This window comes from Flagellimonas sp. 2504JD4-2, from assembly GCF_053642935.1.
Genome location: NZ_JBSIOV010000004.1, coordinates 241,620 through 261,092, shown reverse-complemented (window position 1 = coordinate 261,092; position 19,473 = coordinate 241,620). Strand labels below are relative to the sequence as shown.

Below are 19,473 nucleotides of genomic sequence, written 5' to 3'. Positions count from 1 at the left end.
TGTTTATTTTGATGTTTATTTAATACTTTCTGGTTCCTTATAGGGTTCTGTTATATCCAATCCTAAATCTGTTAGGACACAGTTCCAATTTTTATCAGATTGTTGGATAATAACTTCTGGGGTCTTCTTGTCCCACATTTTCTTTGCCTTTTCATTCTTGTTGAAATATAACTTGCCATCAACTACATGGTACAAGTTGTAGGTCTGTAGTTCCTCGGCTTTTCCAAAGAACATAGCAACCGCACAAAAACCACCATACTGGGGCATGAATTTGGCAGGATTTTCAGCAAAAGCATTTTTATGATCCTGTGAGGCAAACAGGTACGTTATACCCTCATACGAAAAAGAGTAGGCATCAGTACCTTTCAAAGGACTTCCATTAAAAAAAGAAACAAGGTCAATACCCTCCATTGCTATGTTTCGGCCAGCCTCATCCGTATTTATCAAGTGCTTGCCCTCCGGAAATGGTTTATCGCATTTTTGTGAGCAAGAACTCAAAGCAAACAACAAGGTTGCTGTTAACGTGAAAATTTTTGTCGTTTTCATATAGGTAATGTTTATTTATTCGGTTATCAATAAAGCATGTCCGTCCACATCCCTTATCATAAATTGTTTTCTGTTGTCAATTACAACAATTCCATTGGAAATGAATTCAACATCCTTCTCCAAAAGCCGATTATACAGGTGTTCCACATTTTCTATTTTTATAGTAGTATGCCAGTGCCATAGATCAGTTGGTCTACTCGTTTTAGGGTAATTCCTACCACCTGGAGGCGCGATATAATCAAGAAATTCAACCCCAAAACCTTTTTCAGCTCGCAATCCGCTTATCCAGAGCCGCGCTCCAAAGACCTGGTTCAAATGTTCTTGCTCATTACCATAATTCTCGCTGTGCCCCATGGTTTTTAGGCCAATAACTGTTTCGTAAAACGAGGTGGATTTTTCAGTATTTTTAATACCAATCGCTGTATGGTCAATACCCAAAAATATCTTTTGGGAAGGCTGTTGCCACCTGATATCTCCCTTACCCTTAGGAAAATAAATGAGTTCTAAATTATGACGGTCAGGATCCTGGAAATAAAACGCCTTTATACCGGCAGCTGCCGTAATGTAGTCTGGCAAGGTCTGCGGTGCGGTAGAAACATGGGTAACACCGTAAGCTCGAAGTTTTTTATACGCTTTATCCATATCACTGACCACAATGGCAATATGTTGGAACCATAAATCATTACTTCTTGAGTCGATGGGAATTTGATTGGCCCTTTCTTCATTTTCGAATTCTTGCAGTTCAATTTGTTCATCACCCAATTGCAAGGTTACGCTCTTTATAACAAGTCTTGGGTTATCCAACCCCATTAACTTTCTAACATCAGTACCCGACGTTATATTCTCACCTACTTTTTGGAAGCCCAGTAATTCTTCAAAAAAGGGCAGGGACACATCCAGATCCCTGACAGTAATAGTGACTTTTTGTACCTCAAGCGCAGTTTGAGCCCAAAACAATTGGGCTCCAGAAAAAAAGATAACACAAGCAACTGCAATCTTCATTAATTTCATTTCGGATGACATTTTAATTAGTTAATCTTCCACCTTTAGGGCTTGGGTCATAACGGTGGTTAAAGTTGGACTTACAGTAGGACAGGAGGGAAAAAGCCTCTGCGCTCATGATGAATTCATTTGCTCGTATGCGCCAGTTTTGCAGCAATCGTTCCACCTCCAGAGTACCTATTATGATAATATCATATTTCAATTGAGCTTAGTTTTTGATTCTTTTTAATTCAATCTTCAGTACATTCTTATCAAAATCAATGTATCCTTCTGACCTAAGGTTATTCAATACTTTGTTCACCGTCTGTCTAGAGGTGCATGTTAACCAACCAATTTCTTCATTGCTTAAAAGGTTTTTTGCCATCAGCTTCTCTTGGTGTTCCACCCCAAAACTTTTGAGATAGCTAATAATGAACTCTTTAATCCTTGTCTCTGCATCATTAATGGTCAAAGATTCCAATTTGCTCTCAAGCTTCTGAATTAAGGCTCCTGCCATTCTAAAAAGGTATTTGTTCAGTTTTGGATTAATATCCGTCATGTTCCTAAGTGTAATGGCATCCATTACACAAATTTGGGAATCCACTATGGCCACCGCGTAATCATCCCTATTTTGGGCGCCCATTAAACCCAGTATCCCAAAAATCTCACCTTCATTGACCAAATCTTTTATAATTTCCTCGCCACTATCTTTAAGGCATACAATCTTTAGTGCCCCCCTTTTAAGAAAAAAGACTTCATTGACATGACCTGATTTAAGTCTAATCTCTTCACCCTTTGAATAATGCCTTATTTCTAAAAATTCACATGAGCCAATCATTTCTTTTTGTTTTGTGATTTTGAGGTCGATAACCTGAAACCCAGATTAGCACTAATGCTAAACTTCCCAATCCATTCCTTAATGCTTCATACGAAATTAGGTTATGCCTAAATGCACAGGTGTCGCCTAAGTGACAGCAACTTGAAGTTTGTTCTATTCCTTCGGTTCGATTACCACAGGAAGAATTAAACGGAGTCTGACCTTAAAATGAATTGTCAACGATCTATTTTGGGCTAAATCGGAAATCAGGGTTTTACAAAGAGTCCAAGGTTTTAAGTACAATTCCCTTTCTCGATTTTGCTATGGACAGCCTTTCACCATCTTTCATGAGCACATGACATTCCTCTGAACAAATAACCTGTTCAACAAAACTTGTATTTATAAGATTGCAGTCGTGAATTCTTATAAAATTAAAGCCGGAAAGAAGGGCTTCATAATAACCTAGTTCTTGGGAAGCCATTATTCTCTTTGATTTTAAAAAAAAGTGCGTACCGGAGTCTTTGGCCATGCAATACATAATTTCATTTACATAAACAAATTCGTAACCTCTGGCGGTTGACACCGCAATTTTTTGATTTTCCATGCTCGAACTTCTTATAGCACATAACAGGTCGTCGGCATGATCATGGATACTCCTGTTATCAATATTGAACGTTGCCCGCTCAATAGCACTTCTTAACTCTGAAATATCTATCGGTTTTAGCAAATAATCTATCGCCATGAATTTGAAGGCCCTTACAGCGTGATCATAAGCCGATAGGAAAATAATTTCAAAAGTCCTGGTATTTAATCTATCTAATAATTCAAATATGCTACGTGTACCTATTTGCACATCCAAGAATAATAAATTTGGATCAAGTTCCTTGATGGCACTCTCCGCCATATCCAATGATTGTGCACTCCCTAGAATGGTAACATTCGGGAAATACTTTTTTAATATATGAACCAAATTTTCAATCCCATTAAGTTCATCGTCGACAATCAGTGCTCTTAAATCGCTCATATTTCAGTAATCGGTAAACGTAATGTCACCTTAGTACCCCTTGGGTGTTCACCATCCGAGTACAAATCCTCATAGCTGACATCTACATTTTCATGTCCCATTTTTTTTAAAATTTCAAGACGTTCCATGGTATTATGCGAGGCAAGTGACATGTGCTTGTTTTGCTTTTTTATTCTAAGTGCCTCTTCTCTCCCAATACCGTTATCTTCCACAACACATATTACGTAATTCTGGCCATTTGATTTATATTGGAATTCCACACTCAGGAAACCTTTGTCCTTTTTGTTGGATAGTCCATGTATTATCGCATTTTCAACTACCGGTTGAATGAGCATGGACGGAATCTTTAACTTGCTGTCTTCCAAAATTTTTGGAACTTCCAATCTAAATTCAAAACCTTTTCGAAATCTTGCCTTTTCCAGCTCAATGTAATTTCTCATTAATTTCAATTCATCTCCAAGCGAAATGTACGTTTCTTTTGAATTCTTATGCATCAAGCGAAACAAACTAGATAATTTCCCCAATAGTTCGTAAGCCTCATATCTATCTGATTTTAATATGAAATTTTGAACCCCATTAATAACATTGAACACAAAATGAGGATTCATCTGCAAACGCAACATATCCAGTTTGTTCCTGGCCACTGCCATTTCTTTTTCCGCCAGCAGCGTCCTGCTTCTTAAAGCGTTTGTGGTATACAGTATAAAAACAATCCCAAAAATGATGGAACAAACAATAAAAATATTCTTTATTTTCGACTGGAACTGCAATCTCTGATTTTCATTCTCCAACATCAACCCCTTATACTCTTTGTCCTTTATTTCGAGTTCGCGTGCCGATTCGAGTTGCACTATTTTTTGATTTATTTCTTTACCATAAATACTATCTTTTAAATTTGTCAATATCTTGTAATGCTTCATAGCCCTTTTGTAATCTCCTTTTTTTTCATATAACAGATATAGACCTTTATTACAAGCCGAAAGTATAGACACGTTGGATGGATTTGAGGCTAGTTTAGCATATGCTTTTTTCAAAAATTCCTCCGATTTATCGAATTCCTTCAACCCAAAATACGACATACCTATATTATGATAAACTTGTGCAACAATATTAGGTTTTGTTTCTTCGTCCATGATTTCGAAAGCCCTTTTGGAACAAACGAGACTTAGTTTATATTTACCTATATTATAATAAACTTCAGCCAAGCCATTGAGAGACACCAGTAACTCTTCCAATAGTCCAGGGTCCCTGAATGCATCGGTAATAGAATCGCTATGATATCTAACTGATTCCTCAAAGTATTTTATCGCTTCATTAAAGCAGCCTTCTCGACTCAAAATTGAGGCAATACGATTTTTCGATGCCATGATTCCAATTGAACTGCTCAAAGCCTTATTGATTTCCAAAGACTGCATTTGAAACTCTAGACTCTTTCCCAACATGTCCAAATCCCAATAGATTCTGGAGATTGCATCAGTTATTTCAAGTAACCTTAACGAGGGTCCCTGTTTTTTAAAAACATCAAGGGCTGATAAAAAATGGCTTAAAGACTGGTTTAGATAGGTATGTTGATAATAGATTTCACCTAACTCAAAATTCATCAAAGCAATTGCCATGGTGTTGTTATCTCGCTCATAATACATATGTGCAAAATGAATATTACTTTTTGCTGACTCGTAATCCTTTTGCCGAAAAGTAATAAATCCAAGATTTCGATAAGCATCACCTATTTTGTCATTGTTTTTCATCCTAACAGCAAATTCAACGGCAATCTTGGCATAATACAAAGAGGAATCTGTGCTCCTTTTTTCATAAAACTTGGATAGCGCAAGGTAACTATTGAATTTTGTCACTTGGTTTTCTGACCTAACGGAATTCCTCAGGCTATCTATAAATGCCCTATTATATGAGTTGGTTTGCTGTCCCTGCAGTTCTACAAGACCACATAATAAGATAAAAATAAATGCACTTTTTTTCATTGGTTTTTATTTCTTTTAATCTCAATTCCGAATCACTCTGAGATTCAATTAGTCTCTTTTTAACAACAACCTTTATATTATTGATTTAGCAAAATGTGCTTTTGTATTCCAAGGAATACAATCTTCCTTCTCACCAAGAGAATAGGCCTTCTTTTCAAACAATGTTTCGTATTTGAGAAAAGTTAACCTTCCAAAAAAAAATTGTGCTTGACTCTATGCAAGGGAATTTCACAATATTCGTCAGCTAATGGAATAAAGCTTCATGTGAAATTAAAGTGACATTGGTTTAACAAATGTTAAATTTGATATTTTTTAGAATACTGTGTTGGTGTTTGTCCTGTTATTGCCTTGAATCTCCTGTTGAAATTTGAAATATTATTAAATCCCGCTTCGTAGCCTATTCTTGTTATGTTATATTTCTTCTCGGCCAATAAACGACAAGCGTACCCTACTCTTACTTCGGTTAAATAATCTCTAAATGTTTTCCCATTGACCCTTTTGAAAAATCTACTGAAAGAAGATGGGTTCATATATGCAATCTCAGCCACCTCCGGCAACGTTATTTGTTTATCAAAATTTTCAAAAATAAATTCATATACCATATCTAGGCTCTTATACGACATACTGAACGAATTGATAAATCCCTCACTAGACAAAACTTGGAAATCCTTGTGCCGTGCTAAATAATCAAGGATAACCAACAATTGGATAAGTCTATTGGCTGGTTCAAGACTCCTGAGTTCCTTTATCATTTGTAAAATCTCCGGAGCGACTCCTTCAAATTTTATACCCAATTTGGAAAGCCCGATCATCTCTCCTATATGAGCAAGTTCGGGCATCTTGTTAAAGGAATTCCCCAATAAATCTTGCTTAAAATGAACGGCATAGGCCATAGCTTCAAGGTTGTTGTTTTCCAAAAAATAGTCTTCATCATTTCTATACTTATGGGGCAAATTCTCTCCCATCAGGATTAATTCATTTTCATCAAATCTCCCTACATGGTCGCCTATGAATCTAGTTCCACTACTTTTCTGGACCAAAACAAGTTCTAACTCCGGATGATAATGCCACTCTTTAATAAAGTGGGGGCCCACAAATAGATTGCTTCTAAAAGAAGAATCCCCTAAACTAGTTCTATCTAAATACAGTAATTTCATTTTACTATGTTTACATATCATCAATATATATATAATTATCGATAATTGCATACAATTGGCCCAAGATGCAAATTAAGTACTGGTCTTTGCGGTTTAAATACATTTCTCATCCATCTCCGTGATTAAATTTGCTTCATCTAAGTTGAGTTAGATAGTTTATAGATAGTTTATTAGATACTTTACATGCTAAGTCTCTTTTAAAGTTTAGTTAGCAAAAAAGCCATGATTTAGCGCATGGCTTTTTTTTTAAATCTCAAAACAAAGCAAATGAACCGATTATTGAAACCTTGTATGATTGCAGTACTGTTCACTATGGTTGTAACCGCACAAGAACAGAGGCATTACCAACCATCTCCTGAAAACATAAAAGCTAGGAATTGGTTTCAAGAAGCAAAAATGGGATTATTTATCCATTGGGGATTATACAGCATGCTGGCAGGCGGTGGTGAAGAAGGCATCGCCGAATGGATAATGCAAACAAAGGGAATCTCAGCGAGGGCGTATGAAAAACTGCCCCAACTCTTCAATCCAGTACAATTCGATGCAAAAAAATGGGTCTCTATGGCTAAAGAGGCAGGAATGAAATATATAACAATCACAACTAAACACCATGATGGTTTTGCCATGTACGATTCCGGTGTATCCGATTATAATATAGTCAAAGCCACCCCTTTTGGCAGGGATATTTTTAGGGAGCTGGAACAAGAATGCAAAAAACAAGGCATAAAGTTATTTGCATATTACTCCCAGTTGGATTGGCACCATCCTGATTATTTCCCCAGGGGCTGGACCGGTCGCAGTACCGGCAGACCTGAGTCTGGAAATTGGGAGGCATATTTGGATTACCAAAATGCCCAAATTAAAGAGTTGGCCGAAAACTATGAAATCACAGGGTTTTGGTTTGACGGGTGGTGGGATCAAGCCTCTCATAAAACGGATTGGCATAAGATTGTTGACTTCAGAATTGATAATAACAATATTGATTGGAACTTGGACGAAACTTATAGAATTATTCACCAAACCAAGCCACAACTCCTTATTGGCAACAATCACCATGAAGCACCTTTCCCGGGTGAGGATTTTCAAATGTTCGAAAAGGATTTACCAGGCGAGAATACTACAGGTTTTGGAACGGCTTCAGAAGACATAGGGCAACTACCTCTAGAAACCTGCGAAACTATAAATGGTTCGTGGGGTTTTAACTTAATTGACAACAATCACAAATCTTTGGATGATTTGATTAGATACGTTGTTAAGGCAGCAGGCAGTGACGCCAACTTTTTGTTAAATGTCGGACCAATGCCCGATGGTAGAATCCAACGAGAACATATAGACATTTTAAAAAAGTTAGGAAAATGGATGGAGCTATATGGAGAAACTATTTATAACACAAGAGGGGGGCCTGTAATCAAAAAAGACTCATTTACCTCCACCCAAAGAGGCAAAACAATATATATCCATCTTTTGAACAGTGAGGAAAATCAGGTTCTTCTTGAAAATCTGGATGGTGACCTAAAGCATATTAGACTATTCAAGGATAAAACGGCCTTGGAGTATAAAAAAAATAGACAGGGCACCACAATCAATATCCCAATCCAAAAAATGGATTCCATTGATACAATAATTGAAATTATCTTAGAATAGTGGATGATGACATCATTTAGTTATAAGGGAAAAGGTGTTTTGATAACAGGGGGTGGCAGTGGAATAGGCAAGTCTCTCTCATGGCATTTTGCCCGGCAAGGAGCGCAAGTCTACATCTTGGATCATAACTTCGGTAATGCCACAGATGTAGCCATGGACATTCAAGTATCTGGTCTAGATGCTCAAGCCTTTCAGTGTGATGTGTCCAATCAGTATGAAGTAAAGAAAACAATTGAAAAGATAAGTTCAGTTGGAGATATCGATGTTCTTATCAATAATGCTGGTATAGCTCACATCGGAGACATAGAGGATACCTCCGAAGACGACATGGATAGGCTTTACCAAGTCAATATCAAAGGAGTTTACAATTGTACACGGGCTGTTATCAAAAACATGAAGAAACGCAATAGCGGGGTAATTCTTAACATGGCCTCTATTGCGTCCTCTGTAGGCATATCTGATCGATTTGCGTACTCTATGACCAAAGGAGCGGTACTCACTATGACCTACTCAATAGCTAAAGATTACATTAATCATGGTATTAGATGTAATTGCATATCACCTGCTAGAGTACACACTCCATTTGTTGATGGCTTCATTTCCAAGAACTACCCAGGCAAAGAAAAGGAGATGTTCAGAGCACTTTCTAAAACACAGCCAATTGGACGAATGGCAAATCCTGACGAAATTGCAAGTTTGGCCATATTTCTATGCTCCAACGAAGCTTCTTTCATAACGGGCAGTGACTTTCCAATAGATGGAGGGTTCATTAAATTGAATGGATAACAAAATTTACAACATAAAAACGTTACATGAAACTAATTAGATTTGGTCTAGATGGCAATGAAAAGCCCGGAGTCGAACTTGAAAATGGCACGCGTTTGGATGTAAGCCATTTTATTTCAGATTATGACGAATCATTTTTTGAAAACAGAAAGATTGGGGAACTTGCAAAATGGTTAGTGAACAATATATCCAATTGCCCAATTATTCCAAAGGAAATCAGATTGGGCGCTCCGTTAAGCCGTCCTTCGAAAATTATTTGTGTTGGGCTTAACTATGCCAAACATGCCGCAGAAAGTGGCATGCCAATCCCCAAAGAACCAGTACTTTTTTTTAAAGCTACGTCGGCCATAATTGGCCCTAATGATGATGTCCTTATTCCAATAGGGAGTCAAAAGACAGATTGGGAGGTAGAGTTAGCGGTTGTAATCGGAAAAAAGGCATCATATATAGAGGAAAAGGATGCAATGGACCATGTCGCCGGTTATGTCTTGCATAACGACTATAGCGAACGAGATTTCCAGTTAGAACGCGAGGGGCAATGGGTAAAGGGAAAAAGTTGCAATACGTTTGCACCCCTAGGACCATATTTGGTCACTAAAGACCAAATTAAAGATCCGCACAACTTAAATCTATGGCTTAAGGTCAATGGGCAGACCAAGCAAGATGGCAACACCTCGGATTTTATTTTCAGCATTCCAAAACTGGTAAGCTATATAAGCCAATTTATGACATTGCTACCTGGTGATCTGATATCTACAGGAACCCCCTTTGGCGTAGGTCTGGGCCAGTCTCCACCACAATACCTGAAACCAGGTGATATCGTTGAACTTGGAATTGATGGGCTTGGAGTTTCCAACCAACAAATCAAGTCCACAAAATAACCATGAACCATTCTTTTGGCAGAATGCAATCATAATCCTTTGACCAACTGTTTTCTTGGTACAGAAAAAACTCTTTAACCTCATTAAGATTCACCAATAAGATAAATAAAGTAAACCAATACAAATGAATTTAGGCCTTAAAGATAAAGTAATCATAGTGACGGGTGGATCCAAGGGCATTGGCAATGGTATTGTCAACATGCTTGCCGAAGAAGGGGCTATCCCAGTGATCATCGGTCGAAACAAAGAGAATGTACTTGATGCGGTTAAGCATTTAAAAGAAAAAAAACAAAAGGCATATTATGCTCTTGCAGAACTTACCGAACCGAGTCAATGCAAAGATGCAGTGAACAGGGTGCTAAAAAAATATGGAAGAATTGACGGCCTTGTAAACAATGCAGGAGTGAACGATGGGGTTGGATTAGAGCATGGCAATTTTGAAGATTTCGTGACATCCTTGAGACGAAATTTGGGACATTACTATCTTATGGCCAATTATGCTCTACCAGAATTAAAAAGAAGCAAGGGTTCAATTGTTAATATTGGTTCAAAAACATCGTTTACCGGTCAAGGTGGAACTTCAGGGTACGCCGCATCCAACGGTGGCCGAAATGCGTTGACCAGAGAATGGGCGGTTGAACTATTACCTTATAATATCAGAGTCAACTCGGTAATCGTAGCTGAGTGTTTTACACCGCTTTATAATAGATGGATCAATAGTTTGCCAAACCCTGAAGAACGTTTAAAGGAAATTACCAAAAAAATTCCTCTTGGAAATCGAATGACAACAACAAAGGAAATTGCCAATATGGTAGTTTTTTTACTCTCAGAAAAATCCAACCATACAACAGGTCAGTTAATCTTTGTCGATGGTGGATATACACATTTAGACAGGGCATTATGAATAAATCTATACCCTGCACGGTTAAGGGCTAATTAAAATCACCTAAGGTTATTCAATTACTTCATAAGTTAAATTTGAAAAATCGGGAAACGGGCAGTTTCCAAAAAAAGTAGTTTACATGACATTATGGCCAATTATAAGCAAAACCAACAATTCACATTCTCAAAAGCCATGCAATTTAACTCGAATTATCCATCTGTCGAAGATTTAGCAAAAAAAGCAAAAAAGAACATTCCAGCGTTCGCCTTCGAATATTTGGCCGGTGGTTGTAACGAAGACGTCAACCTCAGGAAGAACATCGGCGATATCCAAAAAATTGAATTAATCCCAACCTATCTTAAGAAGCACAATAAAAGTAGTTTAAAAACCAAAATTTTTGGCCATACATATGATGCCCCTTTTGGAATCTCCCCCGTAGGACTTCAAGGACTAATGTGGCCCAATGCACCTGAAATTCTTGCCAAAGCCGCTGTCGAGCACAATATTCCATTCGTCCTAAGCACCGTCACCACAAGTAGTATCGAGCGGATAAGCGAAATCACAGAAGGAAAAGCTTGGTTTCAACTATACCACCCTGCAAAAAATGAATTAAGAGATGACCTGATCAAAAGGGCCCAAAATGCTGGATGCCCTGTCCTCGTTGTCCTATGCGACGTACCCACCTTTGGTTTTCGGCCAAGAGATATTAAAAATGGTCTTGCAATGCCTCCCCAGATGAGTGTAAAAAATATCATTCAAATATTGGGCAAACCCAATTGGGCACTAAACACATTATTGAAAGGTAGACCTGAATTCGAGACATTAAAGCCCTATATGCCAAAAAACCTAAATCTAAAGCAGTTGGGAAAATTTATGGACGAAACTTTTTCCGGAAAACTCTTCGAAGAAAAAATAGCCCCGATAAGAGATATGTGGAAAGGAAAATTGGTATTGAAAGGAGTGGCAAGTGAATACGATGCGAAAACAGCCATTAGGCTAGGATTTGATGGAATCATTGTGTCGAATCACGGAGGGCGTCAGCTGGATGCTGGAGAATCTTCTATAAAAGCACTGAAAAGAATTGCAGAACAGTTTGGCAATCAAACTACAGTAATGATGGACAGTGGTATTAGAAGTGGACCAGATATTGCACGTTCAATGGCCAGTGGAGCACAGTTTACTTTTATGGGACGCCCATTCATGTACAGTGTGGCAGCATTGGGAAATAAAGGAGGAAATCATATAACATCACTTCTAAAAGTTCAACTTCAACAGGTAATGGAACAGTTATGTTGTGAAAAAACTTCTGATTTTCACAACCATTTACGATTTTGAAAAATATGTAATTTATGTCCCGCAACCAAGTTCATCAATCTGTTGACAAACCTTTGAAAAGTTTACCAAGAGATTCTCCCAAAAGGTTTCTTTTACTTATTTCAGCCAATACAGTACAACTCATTGCAATCATTGTATTAAGTTGACAAACCTTGAACATTAATTTTACATTTCAACACACCTGGTATTCGGAGAAACAATCAAACATTTATGTCAAGAAATATTTTAACGATTTTCCTAATAGCAACTTTGATGCTCGGCTGTATCAATAAAACAGCAAAAGCGAAGGATTCAACTGAATTTGAGAACAAAGATAGAGCAGACGAAATCAGGGATTTGAAGTTTGGAATGTTCGTTTGCTGGTCTTTTAGCACTTTTTATGGAAAAGAATGGACCCCTACCTTGGATAAGGATGTCAACTATTTTAAAGCTTCAGATTATGATACTGACCAATGGTGTAGGACAGCAAAGGATGCTGGAATGAATTACATCCTATTCTTGACAAAACATCATGATGGGTTTTGTCTCTGGGATACGGAAACAACGGACAAAAAAGTGACCAGAAGTCCCTTGAAATCCGATGTTTTGGCCAAACTTAAAGAATCCTGCGACAAATATGGACTAAAACTTGCGTTATATTTTTCGGAAGGTGATTGGAACTGGCCTGGCGCCGTTGATGGCGCTGTAGGTAAAGGTGGGCATAATCCAGAAATCAAAAAAGCACAGCTTAAGGAATTGTGTACCAAATACGGCCCCATTGAATTTTTCTGGCTTGACCATGCCATAGGGGACGGTGGGTTAAGCCATAAAGAAACTGTAGATTTCATTCACCAATTCCAACCAGATGCATATGTTGGTTTCAACCATGGAGAACCAGCTGGTCGTTTATGTCTACGAGAAAGAGGCAAACCTGGTACGATTGGAGATTCAAAGACCTCCAAATACAACAAGGAAGCGGAAGCAAGTTATAAAGGGTATAAGGTTGCAGAATTCACCTATCCAATACTACCCAAGCATCAAGGTGGAGCAGAATGGTTTTATTCACTCCCCAAACATGATTCACTCTGTTTACCAGCTGAAAAAATATACTATGATTACAAGAGAGCATTAGAGTATGGGAATATCTTTTCCGTAAATGTGGGTCCAAATTACTTGGGAAAAATCAGGGATGTGGATGTTAAAACGTTGGCCAAAGTTGGTCGCTATATCCGAGGAGAGGAGAGTTTTCCGCTTGAATGGGATCCGGAACCCTTCAAAAATGCCCAAGACAATTAAGGTATAGAACAAGACAAAAAACATAATTGAGTTCAATCATGGATTTAAAACAATCGTTGGCCGACCGCCTAGAAAAGTGTTATTCTGGAGCGGTATATGATGTCCTCCGCGCTATGGGATATCCAAAACAAGTGCTATCAAGTAACATTAGACCACTAGATGTAAATAATAAATTGGCGGGACAAATATTTACCATTAGTGGCGAATATAATGACTCACTGGAACCACATGACACTTTACTGCAATGGACCGGGATGCTCTCAAAAGCTCCCGAAGACAGTGTTGTAATATGTCAACCCAATGATGGTACTCTTGCCCACATGGGCGAACTTTCAGCAGAGACCATGCAATTGAGAGGAGTAAGAGGATATATTGTGGACGGTGGTTGTAGGGATTCTGATTTCATAACCAAAATTGGATTCAAGGTGTTCTGTAAATACTACACCCCAGTTGACGTAGTTGGTAGATGGATTGCCAAAGATTTCGAACAACCCATTACCATTGACAATGTAGTAATAAATTCAGGTGATTATGTTATGGCTGATAGAGATGGCGTAGTTATTATCCCTAAAATAATCGCCAAAGAAGTAATTGAAAAAACAGAAAAAGTATTGCGAACAGAAAATATGGTCAGGACAGCGATATTATCGGGAGTTGATCCCCAAAAAGCTTATCTACGATATGGAAAATTTTAATACCTTGATTAAGCTAGCCGAAAAAGATAATGTTCTAGTGAGCTGTGTCGATATTAAAGCAAAAGAGATTATATCATATGGTGATGATAAATATTTGATTGATGAAAATATCTCATTTGGCCATAAAGTAGCTCTTAGAGATATTAACAAGGGAGATCCAATTATTAAGTTTAATACTGTTATCGGCACAGCCACCGAAGATATCAAGCAAGGACAACATGTCCATGTTCATAATATTAAAAGCAATTTTATTCCAACATATATACCTAAGCAAAAATGAACTATTCAATAAACACTACACCAATATACGGTTATGAAAGAAAGGACGGGAGAAAAGGGATTCGCAACGTTATTTTAGTGGTATATCTGGTGGAATGTGCGCACTTTGTCGCCTCCGAAATTGCCAGTGCTTACAAAAACGAAGGTGTTCAAATAATAGGCTTTGGTGGATGCTATCCCAATTCCCACGCGGATAAAATTGTGTCCCAATTGTGTACTCACCCAAACGTAGGTGCCGTACTGTTGGTATCTTTAGGCTGTGAAAGTTTTAACCGGAGGAAGCTTGCCAAAACCATTGAAAATTCAGGAAGACCTGTTTCAACGTTGGTTATTCAAGAAAATAACGGAACCAATAAAAGCATAGGTATTGGAAGAAAATGGATTCGAAAAAGAATAGATGAATTGAAAAGGGCAAAAAAAGTTCCACTCGGTATGGAGGATTTAATAATAGGCACAATTTGTGGCGGTTCGGATGCGACAAGTGGTATCACCGCCAACCCCGCCGTTGGTTTAACTTTTGACAAATTGGTCAATGATAACGCCATTGCAATTTTTGAAGAAACAGGAGAAATGATAGGTTGTAGTTTGGATATCCAAAAGAGGGCAAAAAATAAAAGCCTGGCCGCCGAAATAAATAAAGCTGTCCAAAAGGCAGAAAAATATTATACCATAATGGGGCACGGAAGTTTTGCCGTTGGAAACTCTGATGGTGGTCTAAGCACCATAGAAGAAAAGTCCCTTGGAGCATATAGCAAAAGTGGTAATTCGGTAATATCAGGACTTATAAAGCCAGGGGATGTGCCAAAAAAACCTGGATTATATCTTCTAGATGTTGTACCAGATGGCGAACCTAGGTTTGGATTCCCGAACATTAATGACAATTCAGAGATTACAGAATTAATAGCATCAGGATGTCATGTAATATTGTTCACCACCGGAAGAGGTTCAGTGGTAGGTTCGGCAATTTCTCCTGTTATCAAAATTTGCGCTAACCCACAAACTTATCAGAAAATGACCGATGACATGGACGTCAATGCTGGGCGCGCAATTACGTCTGGAACCAGCCTAGAGGATATTTCTGATGAGATTTACGCCAAGGTCATTAGCGTGGCGAGTGGTAAAGCAACAGCATCTGAAAAGCTTGGGCATCAAGAATTCTCCATTACGTATAAAACCTTCGATCCAATTGGGCCAAGCTGCTTACCAAGTTAATCCAAAAAAATCTGACGAATATGCACGGTAGCCCCGAAAAATTCAAAAAGCTTCCCTTTGTACTTATCACATGCCTTTTTCTTATCTGGGGATTGTTCAACAATATGACAGATATGCTATTGGCCGCCTTTAAGAGAATAATGAGCATGTCAGATTTCCAGACTTCTTGGATTCAAATTGCTTTCTATGGATCATATTTCTGTCTGGCAATTCCAGCATCCTTATACATCAAAAGATTTACTTACAAGTCAGGAGTTCTTTTTGGTCTTGGAATGTTTATTATTGGAGCTATATTGTTTTACCCGGCAAGCTTGACAATGTTATATGGTCACTTTTTATTTGCTTTGTTTGTATTGGCTGGAGGTCTAGCAATACTTGAAACAACAGCGAACCCATATATTATTGCAATGGGACCCGATGAAACTGCAACGTATCGGTTAAACCTAGCCCAGTCTTTCAATCCAATAGGTTCAATAATGGGTATTTTAATCGGGAAAACTTTCATTTTGTCAAATCTAAATCCCGCAAGTGCATCAGAAAGAAATCATATGGAATCTTCAATGCTTGACATTATACAGTCTGAAGAACTTAGTGCTGTGATGACACCCTATGTAGCACTTGCTATTTTCATGATATTGTTTTGGTTGCTGATCTTTTTTGTCAAAATGCCTAAGGCCTCAGATGCTACACAAGATTTCAACATAGCACCTGCGATAAAAAGATTAAGCAACAACAAACAATATCTTTTTGGAATATTGGCTCAGTTCTTTTACGTCGGGGCACAAATTGGGGTTTGGTCCTTTACCATTAGATATGTAATGCAAGAAATGAGTCTGGATGAGCAGCTGGCCTCTAACTATTATCTGGCTTCAATAATCTTTTTTGCCGCCTCAAGATTTATTTCCACAGCAATCATGAAATTTCTTGCTCCCAGCAGGTTGCTTGTTGTTCTATCCCTTGTGGCAATTCTATCTACTTCCTGTGTTATTGTCATCGGTGGTATAGTCGGAGTTTACTCGCTCGTTTTGATTTCCGGCTGTATGTCCTTAATGTATCCTACTATTTTCGGGCTAGGGGTTTCCAACTTAGGAAAAGACACAAAAATTGCAAGCTCTGGTCTCGTAATGGCGATTTTAGGCGGTGCTGTTTTGACTCCTTTACAAGGTTACATTTCTGATTCTTTGCAAAGCATCCATTATTCATTTATTGTTCCTTTATTTTCGTTTGTAATAGTATTTGTTTATGCCGTTTATGCTTCTTCAAAAATCTCTACTCAGAGCAGCACGCAATATTCAAAATAGTAAAATTTAAAGATTATTGCTTTTAGCAATGATGGGACAAATCACAAAGTTATTTTGCCTTTATCTGTCCATGGGGTGAAATGTAAAGTGTTTTCAAAGGAGCTGTTTTATTGTCTTTCCTAATCCGTGCAGTATTGATCAGCATTGACTATTTGAAAATCCAAATATACCAGCAGATTTAAAATTAGCATTTCTTATTTTAAAAAATCCTATTTTAGGGCAGGACATAGAGCGGTGTTGAAACTAAAGAATATCCCTTTAAAAACACATACATCCCAGATTATCGAATCAACGATAACCCTTCGACTATTAATCTTCTAGATTTATTTTCTTCTCTACTTTCAAGCTCACACTTTTTAAATCATTATCTGAAGAAGAGCTTCCCACCATGATGGTAAAATCTCCAGGCTCAACAACATATTTCATTTCCCTATCATAAAATGCCAGTATTTCAGGGATTATTCCAAAACTCACCACTTTCGATTCCCCAGGTTCAAGAAAAACCCTTTTGTATCCTTTAAGTTCCTTTACGGGACGAGTCACCGAACTAAAATTGTCCCTAACATATAGCTGTACTATTTCCTCTCCTGCAATGTTTCCAGTATTCTTGACCTGAACCGACACCTTTACATTGCCATCTACCGTCAGTTTATTTGTTGAAAGCGTTGGAGCCCCATATTTGTAGGTAGTATAGCTTAATCCAAATCCAAAGGGATACAGTGGCGTATATTTCTCAGATCTATACTTGTGGACATATGCCGAAGGCTTATGATTGTAGACCATTTGTAATTGACCCACACTTCGTGGAATGGTTAACGGTAACTTTCCACTTGGATTGACTAGGCCAAAAATAATTTCTGCTGCTGCTTGCCCCCCAAAACATCCAGGCTCCCATGTATTCAGCACTGCAGCAGCGCTTTTTTCAAGTTCAGGTTCTGCAATTGGACTTCCACTTACATAAACCATAATTACGGGTTTACCATGTGTTAATATCCTATCTGCCAGTTTCTTTTGCTTACCTGAAAGTTTGAGTGTTGCCCTTGCCATATTTTCCCCTGTAGTTTTATTGCTCCAATCATGACGGAAAGAGTTTTCCCCCAATACCAAGATGGTTATATCCGCCTGACCAGCCAAATCACTAGCTGTTACAATATCCTCATCCTTCATATCTCTTGACCGCTGTCCGCTGTCAAAATAAGACACTTCGTAACCTTTTTTTTCACCCAAAGCCTTTACACCCTCAAAAATTGTAGTAACATTATCCTCGGGCTGTGGAGCTGCCCAATCGCCAAGAATTGTTTGGTTGTTGGCATTTGGCCCAGTAATAAATATCTTTTTTCCATTTCCCTTTCCAAGAGGTAAAATACCATTGTTTTTTTGTAGCACAACTGCTTTTCTAGCTTGTTCCAGAGCCGTTTGTTGATGCTCCTTTGCAAACACCACACCATCAATCTCATCAGGATTAACAAATGGATTTTCGAAAAGCCCCAATTTAAACTTCACTTCTAGGATTTTTCTACATGATTCATTGATACGATCTTCTGAAAGCTTTCCCTCTTTTACCAATTCAATAACATGCTCCATAAATTCCGGTCCATGCATGTGCATATCCATCCCTGCGTCAACTGAAAGAAAAGATGCCTCTTTAAAATCCTGAGCGACGCGGTGCCAAGAATGGATTCTTTCCACATCATTCCAATCGCTCACGTAAAAGCCTTCGAACCCCCAGCGGTCTCTCAATAAATCCGTCATTAAGGTTTTATCCATATGGGCAGGAATACCACCCACTTCATTATGAGCCAACATGACAGAAAATACATTTGCTTCCGTTATTGCTCTCTTATAGGGTGGCATAAATACTTCCATTAAAGTACGATTGGACACATCCGTGGGTGCGGCATTTAATCCATTTATGGATTGGCTTCCCGCAACAAGATGCTTTGCACAAGCAATAACATTTTGGAACCCGCTAAACGCATCAGATTGCAGTCCCTTGATTGTCGCCACTCCCATGTTCCCAACCAAGTACGGGTCTTCCCCAAAAGTTTCTCCCGTTCTTCCCCAGCGAGGGTCCCGCAAAACGTCAATATTGGGCGTGAAGGACCAATGTGAACCTGTTGCGCGTTGCTCAAGAGCAGTTTGAAAACTTCCTTTTTCAATCAAGGCGTCATCCCAGGTTGCAGCTTGGGATATTGGTGAAGGGTATACCGTAGCTCCTCTGTACAGGCCGTTACCATGAATTGCATCAATTCCAATGAGCAAAGGAATTTTTAGTCGGGACTTTTGTGCCAACTCTTGAAGATAGTTTGCTTCCTTCGCTGTGACTACATGCAAGAAAGATCCTATCTTTCCATCCGCTGTCATTTTAGCTACATCCATGCTAAACAATCCCGGATAGTATCCTTGGGCATCACTTTTCCTCATTTCCTCAAGTGTAAGATTCTTTTCAGCCCTTTTTATATGTTCCAGACCAACATACTGACACATTTGTCCGACTTTTTCTTCCAATGTCATTCGCGACATTAAATCCTTAATTCGCTGAGATACGCTTAATTTAGAGGAAAGGTATTTCACATCTTTGTTAGATTGGCCATGTACCTCAAAATTAATAAGCAGCATTGTATTCATTGTCATGGCCACCATCAAACATGGTAAATTTTTTACTTTAAACATTTGTG

General features: G+C 38.3%; 17 protein-coding genes. 10 read left to right on the top strand and 7 right to left on the bottom strand.

The features are described from left to right. Nucleotides 1–15: 15 nt before the first annotated feature. The 6 genes from ACULLH_RS16490 to ACULLH_RS16465 all read right to left on the bottom strand — a co-directional run bounded on the left by ACULLH_RS16490 (nucleotide 16) and on the right by ACULLH_RS16465 (nucleotide 6,504). Nucleotides 16–546, bottom strand: coding sequence for a YHS domain-containing (seleno)protein (locus ACULLH_RS16490; protein ID WP_454089852.1), 531 nt, complete (start codon nucleotides 544–546; stop codon nucleotides 16–18). Between the two features lie 15 nt (nucleotides 547–561). After that, the gene (locus ACULLH_RS16485; protein ID WP_454089851.1) at nucleotides 562–1,548 is read right to left on the bottom strand and encodes a VOC family protein; all 987 of its coding nucleotides are present in this window, start codon (nucleotides 1,546–1,548) and stop codon (nucleotides 562–564) included. Between the two features lie 208 nt (nucleotides 1,549–1,756). Continuing rightward, complete coding sequence (locus tag ACULLH_RS16480; RefSeq protein WP_454089850.1) at nucleotides 1,757–2,365, bottom strand: Crp/Fnr family transcriptional regulator; 609 nt, start codon at nucleotides 2,363–2,365, stop codon at nucleotides 1,757–1,759. A gap of 253 nt (nucleotides 2,366–2,618) precedes the next feature. Further along, the gene (locus tag ACULLH_RS16475; RefSeq protein ID WP_454089849.1) at nucleotides 2,619–3,368 is read right to left on the bottom strand and encodes a LytR/AlgR family response regulator transcription factor; all 750 of its coding nucleotides are present in this window, start codon (nucleotides 3,366–3,368) and stop codon (nucleotides 2,619–2,621) included. Further along, nucleotides 3,365–5,347: a tetratricopeptide repeat protein gene (locus ACULLH_RS16470; RefSeq protein WP_454089848.1), complete on the bottom strand. Its 1,983-nt coding sequence runs from the start codon at nucleotides 5,345–5,347 to the stop codon at nucleotides 3,365–3,367. Before ACULLH_RS16470 ends, ACULLH_RS16475 begins: the two co-directional genes overlap by 4 nt. A 296-nt stretch (nucleotides 5,348–5,643) precedes the next feature. Then, on the bottom strand, nucleotides 5,644–6,504 hold the full coding sequence (locus ACULLH_RS16465) for an AraC family transcriptional regulator (RefSeq protein WP_454089847.1): 861 nt from the start codon (nucleotides 6,502–6,504) through the stop codon (nucleotides 5,644–5,646). 267 nt (nucleotides 6,505–6,771) lie between these two features. Between ACULLH_RS16465 and ACULLH_RS16460 the strand changes: the two genes are divergently transcribed. The 10 genes from ACULLH_RS16460 to fucP all read left to right on the top strand — a co-directional run bounded on the left by ACULLH_RS16460 (nucleotide 6,772) and on the right by fucP (nucleotide 16,795). Then, nucleotides 6,772–8,148: an alpha-L-fucosidase gene (locus ACULLH_RS16460; protein ID WP_454089846.1), complete on the top strand. Its 1,377-nt coding sequence runs from the start codon at nucleotides 6,772–6,774 to the stop codon at nucleotides 8,146–8,148. A gap of 6 nt (nucleotides 8,149–8,154) precedes the next feature. Next, on the top strand, nucleotides 8,155–8,934 hold the full coding sequence (locus ACULLH_RS16455) for an SDR family NAD(P)-dependent oxidoreductase (RefSeq protein WP_454089938.1): 780 nt from the start codon (nucleotides 8,155–8,157) through the stop codon (nucleotides 8,932–8,934). Between the two features lie 26 nt (nucleotides 8,935–8,960). After that, nucleotides 8,961–9,815 carry a fumarylacetoacetate hydrolase family protein gene (locus ACULLH_RS16450; RefSeq protein WP_454089845.1) on the top strand — a complete coding sequence of 285 codons (855 nt, stop codon included), beginning with the start codon at nucleotides 8,961–8,963 and terminating at the stop codon, nucleotides 9,813–9,815. Between the two features lie 124 nt (nucleotides 9,816–9,939). Further along, nucleotides 9,940–10,719 (top strand): SDR family oxidoreductase, encoded by a 780-nt coding sequence (locus ACULLH_RS16445; RefSeq protein ID WP_454089844.1) that lies wholly within the window; start codon nucleotides 9,940–9,942, stop codon nucleotides 10,717–10,719. 126 nt (nucleotides 10,720–10,845) lie between these two features. Further along, nucleotides 10,846–12,033: an alpha-hydroxy acid oxidase gene (locus tag ACULLH_RS16440; protein ID WP_454089843.1), complete on the top strand. Its 1,188-nt coding sequence runs from the start codon at nucleotides 10,846–10,848 to the stop codon at nucleotides 12,031–12,033. Nucleotides 12,034–12,243: 210 nt separating this feature from the next. Then, entirely contained in the window at nucleotides 12,244–13,308 is a 1,065-nt protein-coding gene (locus ACULLH_RS16435) for an alpha-L-fucosidase (protein ID WP_454089842.1), read from the top strand. A gap of 38 nt (nucleotides 13,309–13,346) precedes the next feature. After that, nucleotides 13,347–14,003 (top strand): RraA family protein, encoded by a 657-nt coding sequence (locus ACULLH_RS16430; RefSeq protein WP_454089841.1) that lies wholly within the window; start codon nucleotides 13,347–13,349, stop codon nucleotides 14,001–14,003. Further along, nucleotides 13,990–14,283, top strand: a complete 294-nt coding sequence (locus ACULLH_RS16425; RefSeq protein WP_454089840.1) for a UxaA family hydrolase — start codon at nucleotides 13,990–13,992, stop codon at nucleotides 14,281–14,283. Before ACULLH_RS16430 ends, ACULLH_RS16425 begins: the two co-directional genes overlap by 14 nt. Next, a complete protein-coding gene (locus tag ACULLH_RS16420) occupies nucleotides 14,280–15,494 on the top strand; it encodes a UxaA family hydrolase (protein ID WP_454089839.1) in 1,215 nt (404 codons plus the stop codon). The genes ACULLH_RS16425 and ACULLH_RS16420 overlap by 4 nt, the downstream gene beginning before the upstream one ends. 20 nt (nucleotides 15,495–15,514) lie before the next feature. Next, complete coding sequence (fucP, locus tag ACULLH_RS16415; RefSeq protein WP_454089838.1) at nucleotides 15,515–16,795, top strand: L-fucose:H+ symporter permease; 1,281 nt, start codon at nucleotides 15,515–15,517, stop codon at nucleotides 16,793–16,795. A gap of 309 nt (nucleotides 16,796–17,104) precedes the next feature. On the opposite strand, the gene ACULLH_RS16410 is transcribed toward fucP, so the two are convergent. Further along, nucleotides 17,105–19,468 carry a glycoside hydrolase family 3 N-terminal domain-containing protein gene (locus ACULLH_RS16410; RefSeq protein ID WP_454089837.1) on the bottom strand — a complete coding sequence of 788 codons (2,364 nt, stop codon included), beginning with the start codon at nucleotides 19,466–19,468 and terminating at the stop codon, nucleotides 17,105–17,107. Between the last annotated feature and the right edge of the window lie 5 nt (nucleotides 19,469–19,473).